General features: G+C 32.9%; 8 protein-coding genes. 4 read left to right on the plus strand and 4 right to left on the minus strand.

Features of this window, described 5'->3' with window-relative positions; all coding sequences use genetic code 11:
• Positions 1-70: 70 nt before the first annotated feature.
• The 3 genes from CELLY_RS06110 to CELLY_RS16650 form a co-directional block, all read right to left on the minus strand.
• Positions 71-1414, minus strand: a complete 1344-nt coding sequence (locus CELLY_RS06110; protein WP_013620791.1) for a RagB/SusD family nutrient uptake outer membrane protein — start codon at positions 1412-1414, stop codon at positions 71-73.
• Positions 1415-1427: 13 nt separating this feature from the next.
• The gene (locus CELLY_RS06115; RefSeq protein WP_169309919.1) at positions 1428-4853 is read right to left on the minus strand and encodes a TonB-dependent receptor; all 3426 of its coding nucleotides are present in this window, start codon (positions 4851-4853) and stop codon (positions 1428-1430) included.
• Between the two features lie 144 nt (positions 4854-4997).
• Positions 4998-6116 carry a FecR family protein gene (locus CELLY_RS16650; protein WP_013620793.1) on the minus strand — a complete coding sequence of 373 codons (1119 nt, stop codon included), beginning with the start codon at positions 6114-6116 and terminating at the stop codon, positions 4998-5000.
• Positions 6117-6242: 126 nt separating this feature from the next.
• On the opposite strand from CELLY_RS16650, the gene CELLY_RS06125 reads away from it, so the two are divergent.
• On the plus strand, positions 6243-6764 hold the full coding sequence (locus CELLY_RS06125) for an RNA polymerase sigma factor (protein WP_013620794.1): 522 nt from the start codon (positions 6243-6245) through the stop codon (positions 6762-6764).
• Here CELLY_RS06125 and CELLY_RS06130 read toward each other — a convergent pair.
• Positions 6761-7633 carry an AraC family transcriptional regulator gene (locus CELLY_RS06130; RefSeq protein ID WP_013620795.1) on the minus strand — a complete coding sequence of 291 codons (873 nt, stop codon included), beginning with the start codon at positions 7631-7633 and terminating at the stop codon, positions 6761-6763. The genes CELLY_RS06125 and CELLY_RS06130 overlap by 4 nt on opposite strands.
• A gap of 258 nt (positions 7634-7891) precedes the next feature.
• On the opposite strand from CELLY_RS06130, the gene CELLY_RS06135 reads away from it, so the two are divergent.
• From CELLY_RS06135 to CELLY_RS06145, 3 genes are read left to right on the plus strand one after another with little or no spacing between them, the layout of a single operon-like run.
• Positions 7892-10975 (plus strand): SusC/RagA family TonB-linked outer membrane protein, encoded by a 3084-nt coding sequence (locus CELLY_RS06135; protein WP_013620796.1) that lies wholly within the window; start codon positions 7892-7894, stop codon positions 10973-10975.
• A 12-nt stretch (positions 10976-10987) separates the two neighbouring features.
• A complete protein-coding gene (locus tag CELLY_RS06140; RefSeq protein WP_244847083.1) occupies positions 10988-12523 on the plus strand; it encodes a RagB/SusD family nutrient uptake outer membrane protein in 1536 nt (511 codons plus the stop codon).
• Positions 12524-12534: 11 nt separating this feature from the next.
• Positions 12535-14232, plus strand: a complete 1698-nt coding sequence (locus tag CELLY_RS06145; RefSeq protein ID WP_013620798.1) for a hypothetical protein — start codon at positions 12535-12537, stop codon at positions 14230-14232.
• Positions 14233-14242 lie beyond the last annotated feature (10 nt).

Raw genomic sequence — 14242 nt, forward strand, 5'->3', positions numbered from 1 at the left:
TAAGGTATATTAAAACAGGGCTACAGAAAAAGTAACCCTATTATTAAACTAAAAACCAACTCAAATTTTATTATTCGTAACCAGGATTTTGGTCTGCTAATGTAATGGCTCCATTACTATTAATTTCTTCCTCAGGAATAGGCAATATAAATTGATTAGAGCTTATTATGGTAGATTTTAATTCCATAACTTTATTAAAACGTATAGCTGCAAACCATTCACTTCCATTCTCAAAGGCTAGCTCACGAGCTATCTCATCAAAGATGTCGTTTTTTAACTCATCTATAGTGGTTGCCTGTGAATCGCCAATTCCAGCTCTATTCCTTATGATATTTAATGGTTTACTACTTTCTTCTAAACTTGCACCACTAAAAGCTAAACCTTCTGCTTTTAATAAGTACATTTCTGCCAAACGCATAAAGTATGTAGGTCTATAGGTCTCTACATTATTTGTCTTTAAAACCGTAGATCCAGAATAAGTAAATTGTTGCCTTGGATCTCCTTCCATTAAATCTGTAAACCAACTGCTTCCAACTCTTCCAAAATAAAAACGTTTACGGTTATTATCCTCACTATCTGAGTTTTCATCTCTATAGGTCATTAATATCATTTCAGAAGAATTCAATCCTTTTGCAAAAGCTTCTTCAAAAGTAGGTTCTAAGGTTACAAAACCCTCATTAATAACCTCATTTGCTGTTGCTGCTGCTTCTTCATATTTACCCTGAAATAAGAGAACTTTAGCTTTTAATGCTTTTGCTGCTGTTTTTGAACCTCTGTAAGATACCGAATACTCTGGTGCTTTTTCTAAGGCAATTTCAATATCCGATAAAATCTGATCATATGTTTCTGCTACAGTACTTCTGGCTTTATTTCTTGTTACAAAATTTGAAGGTTCTGTACGTAAAATTACACCTAAGTTGCTACTAGAATCAAAAAACTGACCAAAATATCTCAAGGCATCAAATGTTGCCATTGCTCTTAAAAAGTGAGCCTCACCTATAATTTCTTCTTTAGCAGCTCTTGTAATTTGGCTGTCTGTGAGTTGAGAAGTTAGTTTAATTGAATTATTAGCTGCATCTATAACTTTATAATAAATCAGCCAAAAATCTCTAACGTAAAAATTATCAAACAAAACATCATTAACAGAAAACTGACCATTTATTGAGCCTCCTCCAGTTTGACTCATAGAACCTACCATTGCACTTGGTATTAACTCTGAATACATATAATACAGAGCATTAGTACGAGATGTAATAGTAGTATATGCACCATTTAATAATGCTTTAGCATCTGTTTCATTCTTTACCACATTTTCTGATACCAAATTATTTGGGGGATCATTGTCTAACACTTCTGTTAATTCACAAGATGTTATTAAAGATATAATTGATATATATATTATTATTTTTTTCATAGCTGTATTTTTTTTAAAATCCAATTTTAATACCTGTAGTAAATACTTTAGATATAGGAAAACGATTGTTGTCTCTACCTGCACTAATGTCATTATTATACAAGTTTGAAGCCTCTGGATCTGCTCCAGGGTAATCTGTAACTGTAAACAAATTCTGCCCTGTTACATAAACTGATACGCGGTCTATTCCTTTTAATTGGTTTATTAGTTGTTTAGAGAAATTATAACTTAGATTAACTGTTTTTAATCTTAAATAAGATGCATCATAAACATAATGGGTAGAGACTCTATCATTATTGTTTGGATCAAAATATACTGCCCTAGGAATATCTGTATCTGTATTTTCTGGAGACCAAGCGTTTAGCACAGTGTTAATTTTATTTTCTCCAATAAATGTACTGGCGAAGTTTGTTCCTCTTGCTAAACCAAATGCATCTAAATCATTTCCAATAGAGTAGGTAAAAAATGTAGACAAAGAAAAACCTTTATATGTAAAAGTATTATTTATACCCCCAAAGAAATCTGGTTGTGTATCTCCAATTACACGTTGATCTAGATTTGTTATTCTACCATCTGGAACACCATCAGGCCCATTTATGTCTAAAAACTTTATATCTCCTGGAGCCGTTAATGAATTTTGATAGACGCCTGTTTCTGACCCTTCATTTAGATTATCAATTTCTGATTGTTCTTGAAAAAGACCATCTGCTACATAGCCATAAATAAGTCCAATTGGACTCCCTTCTCTAAGTCTACCTCCTCCTGGAAAGCCTGTTAAAAATCCATCATCATCTTTAAAATCATCAGATATCTTAGTTAAAGTATTATCGTTTTTACTGATGTTAAATGACACATTCCAAGCAAAATCTTTTTTTCTAATTATACTTGCTTTTAACTCTAATTCATAGCCTTCATTTTTAGTGTTACCAATATTTGCAATTACTCTATTTACTCCTGTATTACCGGGTGTAATAGCTGTAAACAAGGCATCTTTAGTTTCTTTTGTATAGTAACCTAATGTACCTGATAAACGAGAATTGAATAAAGAAAAATCTAATCCTAAATCAAATTGATCTGTTGTTTCCCATTTCAATTTATCATTACCTAACTGTGTTAATATTATTGATGGGTCTGGTCCATAATCTTCAGTTTCATACAATGTTCTCCAAGCATAATCTCCAAAATCTTGCTGACCAGTTTTACCTAAACTGGCTCTAATTTTTAATTCATCGATAAACTTATTATTTCTCAAGAAAGGTTCTCCTGATATTCTCCATGCTAATGCTGCTGCTGGGAAAAATGCATATTGGTTATCTTTTGCAAACTTAGATGAACCATCTACCCTGGCAGACAACGTTAATAAATACTTATTATCATAATCATAATTTACTCTTCCAAAATAAGATTCTAAGCCAGAACCAGATTCAAAAGATGAAGCGTCTGTAAATACCGTTGCGCTATTAATATTAGTTAGTACATCATTAAAAAAGCCTTCCCCCCAACCTTTAGTATTAGAGGACTTATTTTTCTCAAAAGATACTCCTACAACGGAGTTTATATTATGTTTACCAAAAAAACCTTCATAGGTTAATGTATTTTGCCAAAGTGTATTAGTAAACCTACTCCTACTCTCTTGAGCATAACCGTCTCCATCTCCAGTTAATCTTCCCCAACCACCAGTAAATGTGTACGCAGGATAGAAACTTTTTTGGTTTCCGTTATTGTAGTTTAAAGAAAAAAGAGATTTTAATTTTAATCCTTTCGCCAACTTTATTTGTGTATAAATTGAACCTAACACGAGTAGTGTTACATTACTGTTAGTACCGTTAGACCGTGCTACCGGATTCTCTGAATTAAACTGACTAGAAAATGAGTAGTTACCACCCTCATCAAAAACAGTTAAATCTGGTCTAAAATTGTATATTAATTGAGTTAGACCTCCATCTACAGATTCTTGATCTGTTGAGGACACATTTAACTTAGTGCCAAATGACCAACGATCATTTATTTTTGTATCTAAATTTGTGTTAAAGGTGTACTTATCAAATCCAGTATTATCATAAACACCTTCTTGAGTATTTACACCTAAGGATGCACTATACCTAGTAGTTTTGGATCCTCCATACACATTTAAGTTATATGCAGTTGCTAAAGGTATTCCTGGACCAACTTCTTTTTCCCAATCTGTATCTGCATCCCCAAAGTATGAGCCATCTAAAACACTACGAGCAAAAGCATCATTTCTAGAACCATTTGTAACTGCCTGTGTCCAAACATCCTTAAATTGATCAGCGTTTAAAACATCTAATGTTTGTGCATTTTGACTACTAAAAGACACACTAGCATCAAATTTTGTTTTACCAGAGTATACACCTTGTTTTGTATTTATAATGATTACTCCATTTGCAGCTCTAGAGCCATAAATTGCAGCTGCAGATGCATCTTTCAAAATACTAATAGATTCTATATCTGATGTATTTATATTTCCTATAGGTGTACTTAACCCCTCTTGTGCTAACTCATTACCCAAATTACCTCCTTCTGTACCTCCTATTGGTATATTGCTATTTGGCACAACAGGGATACCATCTATTACAAATAAAGGCTGATTAGAACCCAATAACGAAGTAGTACCTCTAATTCTAATTCTTGCAGCTGCTCCTGGTTGCCCTGTAGAACTAGACACATAAACACCAGCAACTTGCCCTTGTAAAGCATTGTCTATATTTACAGTAGGTGCTTGGTTTGCTATATTTTTTACATCTATAGTAGATACGGAGCCTGTTAAATTTTCCTTTTTTACTTTTCCATAGCCCACAAGAACCACTTCTTCCATTTTTTCAATAGACTCCTTTAATGTTACATTTATTGTGGATTTGTTATTTATTAATATCTCAGAATTCTGAAAACCAATGTAAGAGAAAACCAGTACATCATTACCATTGTTTGCTACAATAGTATACTTACCATCTTTATTTGCAGAAACACCTCTACCGGTTCCCTTAACTACTACCGTAGCTCCTAACAAGGGGATGCCATTTTCATCAACAATCTTACCTTTTACTTCAAACTGCTGTGATACAATTTCTAACTTTTCTTTTTCTAAATTTGACTTTCTAGAATTGTGTTTTAAGATTATTTGATTTTTCTTTATTTTAAAAGTAGTTCCCGTTCCTTTAAATAAATCCTCTAAGGTTGACTCTATTCTTTTATCTTTTACGTTTATAGAAACCTTACTGTTTAAGTTAACATCTGTGTTCTTGAAAAAGAAACTTAAATCTGTTTTTGACTCTATATCCTGTAACACCTCAAAAAGGTTAACATTATATAATTCTAGTGTCACTTTAGTCTTTTGCGAGTAGCCTTCACTAGCAAGCATTTGAAACATTACAGTAATAAAAAGTAAAAAGGAGAGTTTCATCTTTAAATCTAACTTCATAAACACCCAAATTTTGAGTGCTCTTTCATTGTTTTTTTTCATATTTTTACGTGATTTTAGGTTGGTGATTCAGCTTATTTAATCAACATTTTTAAAAATTCGGGGAATGTTGGCGCATTTCCCGTTTTTCTTTCATTTTCTATTTTATTTTAGAGTTACTACTTTATTTTCTATTTTAAATTCAAAATTTGTATTCTCTGTAAATAATTCTAATATACTCTCTAGAGTTTCCCCTTTTTTAAAAGAAGCCGTATACCTAATATTATTTAGCGCATCATTAGTATTATTAATCTTAACATTATAGTGTCTTTCTAATTCTAGAATAATATTTTTAAACTCATCATTTATAAAAAGTAAGCTACCGTCTATCCAAGCTATATGCTTATTAACATTTACTTTTTCTGCTATAAACTTATTATTAACGAGTTTAACTCGTTCTCCTGGCATTATTGTTAGAGAATCATTATCTACTACATTATTACTTACAACCCTAACACTACCTTCTTGCAATACAACAGAATTATTATTTTCATTAGCATAAGTAGAAACATTAAACTTTGTCCCTAATACAGTCACATTAACTTTTTCTGTTTCAACAAAAAATGGTTTTTTTTTATTTTTAGCTACATCAAAATAAGCCTCCCCTTGTAAATATACTTTTCGGTTATTTGGCTTATTAAAAGCTACTGGATATCTTAAAGAACTACCGGCATTTAAAAATACTATTGTACCGTCTGACAATTGTATTTGAAAACGCTCACCATAGGGAACCACTAGCTTATTATAAACAAGCTTTTTGTTTTCATCTTCTTTCTGGTCGTATACCAATTTGGTATACTCTTGTTTTACTTGCGTATTACTTTCATTAATCTTAAAAAAAACTTTCTTACCTACATTTATAGGCTTTATGGTTCCATCAGGGAGTTCTAATGTTATTTGGTTTTCTAATTTATTATCTATGTTTAAAAATCCTGACATGTATATTCCATATACAAAACCAACTAATAAGATAATAACCGCTGCATATTTAAAAACAACTGGCCAAATACGTTTTGCTGGCTTATTGTTATTTATCTGTTGTTGAATTTTAACAAATGACGCAGCTGTATCTGGTTCAAGAAAAGAGTAGTTTAAATTATAGTCGTCTTTAATGTACTCTTCCATTAAAGTCTTATTTTCTGGGACAACTAACCAATCTTTAAGTGTAATTAGTTCTTCTTCAGAAATTGTGTTATCTATAAATTTTTGTACTAGTTCTATCAAAACGCTTTAAATATTAGCTTTATATTGGCAATACGGGAAAAACTTAATAATCCCCTAACAAAAATTTATTTTTTTTTTCATCTTTAGTTTATATTCACTGAAAATATACTATTTCTACAATAATTTATGAATGATATATCGCTAGCAAATGCAATCTACAATGGTGATAGTAATGCTTTTAAAATATTTTTTAAGCGTTACCACAAACCCTTGTTAGCATATATTACAACTTTCACCAATGATAGTAAGGATGCGGAAGATATCGTGCAACAGGCTTTTATAACATTATGGGAAGAAAGAAAAAAACTTAAAAAAAACGTATCTTCTAAAAGTTATTTATACAAAATAGCCTATAATAATTATATAAGCCAATATAGAAAAAAGAAAAAACACAACACTTTTATAAATGAGTTTAAGGTATTAGCCTTACAAGAATGTTTAACCGAAAAGGATGATGACTTTAGAACAAAAAAACTTATGTCTCTTGTAAATTCATTACCCCCTAGATGTCAAGAGATTTTAAAGCTCAGCAAACAAGAGAATTTAAAATATAAAGAAATTGCAGAGCACTTGCAAATTTCTCTAAAAACGGTAGATGCTCAATTACAAATTGCTTATAAAAAAATAAGAGAGGGATTTAAAAACTAATGCTTTGTTATTAACTTCTGTTGATCTCTAAAATAACTAGGAGTATACCCCATTTTACGTTTAAAGGTTCTATTAAAGTTAGATATATTATTAAAACCACTATCAAAACAAATTTCGTTTATAGAGCGTTCTGTCTCTATAAGTAACCTTGCTGCGTGCCCCAAGCGCAAATCACTAACATAGTCAGAGAATGAAGAATTTGTACTTTTTTTAAAAAAATGGCTAAATGCAGACTCAGACATATTTACCAAACTTGCCACATCTTTTAAAGGTATTTTTTGATGCAGATTTTCTTTAATATAATTGTTCACTTTTTCTATTCTTCTGCTTTTATGTATTGTATAATGGTCTACATAAGAGTGAGATGCCAACATTTTTGTATTGCGTGCAATAGACAAATCATACAAAATAGATAAAAAATTAAGCAAGGAATCAAAATCCTGAGATTCTGATAAACGTAATATTTTTGGTTTTAAAACTGCTATTGTTTCTTTAGAAAATAAAATACCTCTTTTAGATTTTTCTATTAAATCTCTTATAGGCAACATTAACTTTCTGTTTAATGCTAATTCCGATAAAAACTTTTCATGAAACTGTACGGTTACCACATGAGCATTTGTGTTTTTGTCTTCACCCGTCCATGCATGTGGTGTGTTAGAGCCAACCAAAACCAAATCATTAGCTACATACTCTTGTATAGAGTCTCCAATAATTCTTTTGCCTGACGAGTTTAGCACTAAATTAAGCTCTAATTCTGGATGAAAATGCACAGGAAAATCAAACTTAGCAGAATGATGATTAAGGACAATGAAAAAATCATCTTCAGAAATAGGCACTAATTCTCTTAAAATACGCGCTTCTTTATTCATAATAGTATCAAATCAAATTTACAAAAAACAAGGTGTCAATTATATAAAAATGTAAATAAACGACTACATTTTTATCAAATTAAATAAAAATAACTTAAAAAATAACTGTTAAACACAAAAAATATGAATTAAAATATCAATAATACAATCCAAAATTCATATAAGTATCACTATTTAACATCATTTACAAAATTAATGTTAATGATATGTTATTCTTTTGTAAACAACTTAATTACTAACTAAAAAATTCATGAACTAATGAAATATGAGTTTCAAAAAAGTATGATTTTTATTGTTTTCTTAATTATAGGCTTTACTGGAGCTGCACAAATTAAGGTAACCGGAACAGTAAAATCTAACGACGGTGTTCCTCTACTTGGTGTTACCATTATGGAGCAGGGTTCTAGCACAAACGGAACCACTACAGATTTTGACGGAAACTTTGCTATTGAAGTTGATAGTCCTAAAGATGTACTTGTAATATCTTACATTGGCTTTATTACTAAAACGATTTCGATACCAGAAAACAACATTGTAAACGTACAGTTAGTTGAAGATTTAGAACAATTATCTGAGGTGGTAGTTGTTGGTTATGGCTCTGTAAAAAAGAGCGACCTTACCGGGTCTGTTACTTCTGTAGAAATGGACAACATACCATCTAAACCTGCCAACTCTATAGACGGTTTATTACAAGGGCAAGTTGCCGGTGTGCAAGTAACTACACCATCAGACAACCCTGGTGCTGGTGCAGTTATAAGAATTAGAGGTGGTAGCTCTTTACGTGGTGGTAATGATCCGCTTGTGGTTGTAGATGGTTTTCCTATTGGATATGCCGGAGATTTAAAACAAATATCGCCACAAGATATTGCCTCTATGGAAGTACTTAAAGATGCTTCTGCTGCTGCAATTTATGGCTCTAGAGGTGCAAATGGTGTAATCATGATTACAACTAAAAAAGGTGCCAAACATACCACAGAGGTTACCGTGTCTCAGCAAAATACATATGCTAGTTTTACGTCTGATTTAAACCTGTGGAGAGATCCTGTTTTAATGGCAGAATTAAGTAACGAAAGCAGAATTAATGGTGGTTTTACCCCTATTTACATTGGTGCTAAAGATGCAAATGGCGTTTACTACCCTTCTGTTAATGAACTTAAAAATGGCAATTGGGCTTACAATACACGTTGGGATGATATTGTTTTTCGTGACCCCGTATCTAACAACACAAATGTTGCTGTACGTAGCCAAACAGACCGCACACAGTTTAGCCTAAGTACAACATATTATACCAATGAGGGTGTTTATATTAATGATGATTATGAAAAACTAAACATTAACTTAAATGTAATTCATAAAATTTATGATGATAAGGTTACCATTGGTGGTAACATTATTTACTCTAAAGGAAACCAAAATAACAATGGTGATTTAGCCTACTGGCGTAACCCTATTTTTCCTATTTATGAAGATGGCAATCCTATTAATGATTACTTCTTAGCAGGTTCTCAAGACTACTCTCACCCTATTGCATTAACAGAAAACAGAACCAATAAAAACAAATTTTTAGACTTTATTGGCTCTGCTTTTATTGAGGTAGATTTTACTAAAAATTTAAAACTTAAAACCCAAGTAAACCATAAATTTGGGCGTTCTATTACAGATTACTACAACCCAAAAATTTATACAGAAGACGGCACCTTTAATAATGGTTCTGGTGGTATTAACAATTGGGAAAGTAGTGAAACCGTTGCAGAAACTTTTTTAACCTACAACAATACATTTAATAACATACACAACTTTACTGCAATGGGTGGTTTCTCTTACCAAGGGTATGAGGCCAGAACATCTGACCTAAAAGCGTATGATTTTTTAAATGAATCTTTAGGCAATGGTAACCTTGCTGCTGGTAACCCAGAAAAGCAATCTGTTGCCAATAGCCTTTCTGAAACCGTTATGTACTCTGGTCTTGGGCGTTTAAATTATTCTTATGACGACAAGTATTTGGTAACTTTTACGATGCGTACAGACGGCTCATCTAAATTTGGAGAAAACAACCAATGGGCTATGTTCCCCTCTGGAGCCTTAGGTTGGAAAATGCATAAAGAAGATTTTATACGTAATTTAAATGTTTTTGATGAACTTAAACTACGTGCTAGTTATGGTATATCTGGTAACCAAGGTATTTCTCCTTACTTAATTAATAGTAGGTACGGACAAGACCAATACTATGTTAATGGCCGTTGGCAAACAACAATTGGCCCTGGTTATGTAGTTGGGCAAGATAGTCAAAGTGGTAAAAAAACGTGGGGAGGTATTCCTAATCCAGATTTAAAATGGGAAACTACAGAGCAATTTAACATTGGTGCAGATTTTGCCTTTTTTAATAACAGATTAAAAGTTACTGCAGATTACTACAAAAAACACACGTCAGACTTATTACGCGAGCGTTTGCTTTCCCCTTCTTCTTCTTATGATAAAATGTGGGTTAATGATGGCGAAATAGAAAACCAAGGTGTAGAGGTTACATTAGATGGTACTATGGTTAACAAAGAAGACTGGGGCTTAAACGGTATGTTTATTTTCTCTAGAAACAAAAACAAAGTTGTTAGTCTTGGTAATGCTGTTTCTTCTGGTTTAAATACTGATGCGTTAACTGGTATTAAATATGAATTTTCAGGCAGCCAAGTAGAAGCTTTCCGTGCTATACCAAACATACTAGCTGTTGGGCAACCAATAAATGTATTTTATGGTTATAAAGTAGATGGCATTATACAGTCTGAGGCCGAAGGCTTAGCAGCAGGTTTACAAGGCAACTTAGCGCAACCAGGAGAGTTTAAATATGTAGACTTAAATGAAGATGGTGTTATAGATGAAAATGACCGTACTATAATTGGTAATCCTAATCCAGATTTTACAGCTAGTTTAAACCTTAATGGCCGTTACAAAAACTTTGATTTTTCTTTATTCTTTAACGGTAGTTTTGGTCAAGATATTTTTAATACAAAAGCATTTAGTGAGCCAGGAAACATACCATTACGCTGGACGCAAGACAACACTACAAACAACTACCCAAGCTTAAGAGACGGACGCACACTTTATATGTCTGACTGGTTTATAGAAAAAGGAAGCTTTGTACGCTTACAAAACGTTTCTATTGGCTATAACATAAAAAACTTAAACACTGCTTGGTTTAAAAAAGGTAGAATTTTTATGAACGGAACCAACCTATTCACCATAACAGATTTTGATGGTTATGACCCAGAATTAGGTGGAGACGGTATTTATTGGGGTGGTTACCCTAAGTTAAGAAACTGGACTTTAGGTGTAGAGTTAACCTTTTAAATTCAGTTAAAAATGAAAACATTTACAATAATAAACGAATTGAAAATGAAGCAATTTAAAAAATTAATAGTGGCACTTACTCTTGTAGTAGGTGGTACTTCTTGCGAAGGTTTAGACGTAGAGCCTACTGGTTTTTATTCTGATGAAAACTTTTACAAGACTATTGAAGATGCAGAGGCGTCTATTTTATATGCTTATGATGCACTAACATTAGTGAGTTACGCTCCTGTTACGTATTACTTTACAGAATTAGCGTCAGACAACTGCATTGTTAAAGCAGATGAAGGTGCAGATGCACAGGCATTTGTAAATTGGGAGGTAACAGCTCAAAACCAATTACTAACACAGTATTACAGATCTATATATATTGCTGTAAACCGTGCAAATGCAGTAATAGAAAATATAGAGGGTAAAGGTTTTAATCCAGAAGATGAAAAACGTATTTTAGGAGAAGCTTTGTTTTTAAGAGCTTACAACCACTTTAACGCTGTAAAAGCCTTTGGTTTAGCCCCTTTACAAAAATCTCTAATAGATAAGTTAGATGAAACCACAGCTACACTGCCTGCAGATATGCAAGAAGTTTACACCTTTTTAATAGACGATTTAACTAGAGCAATAGACAACTTAGAGGTAAACAGAGTTACTGGTCGTGCAGATAAAGTTGCTGCACAGGCACTGCTTTCTAAAGTGTACTTATTTGCTGCTTCTGCTAAAGAAAGTGGTGTTCCTAAATACAATACTATTACAGAAAGTGTAGACAATTTATATGCTAAAGCAGCAGAGTATGCAGGTATGGTTCTAAACAACCAAGGAGAATATAGTCACGATACTGATCTACAAAATATTTATAATGTTGACTCTCCTAACGGACCTGAACATATTTTTATATTATCGTTAGATAGGTCTGGCACAGAAGAAGGAGATTACTCTAAATTATCTAAATACTTTATTCCTTATATAGATGGTGCAACAGTTTATCTAAAAAATACAAATGGCACTTTTTCTCCAACACATGACGGGTGGAGCGTTTTTCAGACTACAGATAAATTATTTACTTCTTATGAAACAGAAGACAAACGTAAAACAGATTTGTTTGTTTCTGAAATATACAACCAAGATGGTGTTGCTGTAGGTTCTGTTGCAGATGGTACTGTAATTTATCCGTTTACAAGAAAATACATAGATCCTTTATTTGAAGGCGATAAAACAAGTACAAGACCATACTTAATTCGTTACTCAGACATACAATTGGTTTATGCAGAAGCTACTGCTAATGCAGATGGTTTAGCACAATACAATCAAATTAGAAGCAGAGCAAACGCTACAGAGTTAGCTAGTATAGGTGGTTTATCTAAGGCAGACTTTAGAAAACTGGTTGTAGAAGAACGCCAAAGAGAACTTGCTTACGAAGGAGACCGCCTATGGGATCTTAGACGTACAAACACAGTACAAAGCAATGTAACCAATGCCGCTGGTTTATCTCCAGAAGCAGTTGCTTTTTATCCTATTCCACAACGTGAAATAGACTTAAACCCTAACATCAACTAAACTAAAGCGCAATGAAAAAATTAAATAACATATATTTTATAGTGCTGGCACTATTTTTTGTGGCCTGTACAGAAAATCCTCTAGAAGATGTAGAGGGCACAGATTGGCAAAAAGAACGCAACGTGGTTTCTATTTTAGTTGAAGGTCAAATAGGTACAGCTATTATAGAACGTAATTTTGATGATGCTAAAATTAAAATTTATGCAAAAACAGAAAATATAGCAGATTTATCTAAGGTAGAAATTAAAAATATTGAGCTTTCATATGGTGCAACTTCTGCAAATGAAAAGGGCACAACATTAGATTTAAGTTCTGGTACAGCTACAATTGCTGTAACAGCTGGGGCTGGCGAAACCCTAAATTGGGAAGTTACATTACTACCATTTAAGTCTGACCTAGAAGGCACTTGGTACATTGGTGATGTACGTATGTATTGTGATATGTTTACCTGGGAGAGCTGGGGCTGGGAAAAGAATGAAAGTATGTTTAGTTACTTAGCAGAATTAAACCCAGAGTTAGACAACGAAATTATTTTTACTGTAGAAGGCGCAGATGCTAAAGGAAACCCTTTTGGTAATTATGAGCATAACGCAGGTAATGATGGTGCTTTTGGTAGTTATACTGATGCTAGCAAAGGATGGAACTTTAATACACGATTTCGTAAAATACCAACAGGTAAAGGTACTTGGCTGCGCGATTTTGAACGAAACAAAGTAATTATTACCGATGCAAACAAAGTAGAACATGAACTAGATTTAGAGTTACTAACCGCAACTAACGAAGTAAATTTAAAAACTGAAGTTCCTTACTTAGCCGAAAACTTTAACTGGACAGATACTGACTGGAGTTATGAAGAATTAGCTCATATGTCTAAACTAACCTGGTATACATTAACCAAAAAACGTGTATTACAAACAGGTAATAGCATTACTGGCTTAACTGTTAAAGACCAAGTAGGAGACACACAAATAGATGCAGATGCTAAAGAAATTACAGTTACTGTTGCAGATAACGGAGCAGACATTTCTGCTATAGAACTTACAGGCCTAAACATTTCTTATGCAGCTACAGCAGACACAAGTGTTGGTAATACTTTAAATTTTTCTACAGACAATAGCACTACAATAAATGTTACTTCACAAACTGGTGAAAGCACTTTATGGACAGTTAAACTAAAAATAGATGTTGATTTAAGTAACGTGTCTATTGCAGGAACTTGGAACATTTCCGAAATAGGCGTTTACTGTGATATGTTTACCTGGGAAAGCTGGGGCTGGGAAAAAACTGAACTTTTAAATAATTACCTACCTAGTGCAGGTAAAGAACTAGATAATACAATTTCATTTGTTGTAGAAGGTAAAAACGGAGACAACCCTTACGGCACATTTGAAAACAATGCTGGTGCAGATGGCGAGCACGGAGATTTTGTTTCTGATGACACTACTTGGCCAGAAACAGAATTTAATGCAAGATTTAGAAAAGTGCCTACAGGTACAGGAACTTGGGAACTTGTAGGAGACACAGTAACTATTACAGATAGTGCAGGCACTGTATTTGTTTTAACACTAGAAATTAATTCTGAAACTGAAATTGCTATAACCTCAGAAGTAGAGTATTTATCTGAATTATACAATTGGACAGACACAAACTACAATTACGAAGAGACAGCACATATGTCTAAAAAAATGTGGTACAACTTAAGCAAATAAAGATCATCAC

The organism is Cellulophaga lytica DSM 7489 (assembly GCF_000190595.1).
GTDB lineage: Bacteria > Bacteroidota > Bacteroidia > Flavobacteriales > Flavobacteriaceae > Cellulophaga > Cellulophaga lytica.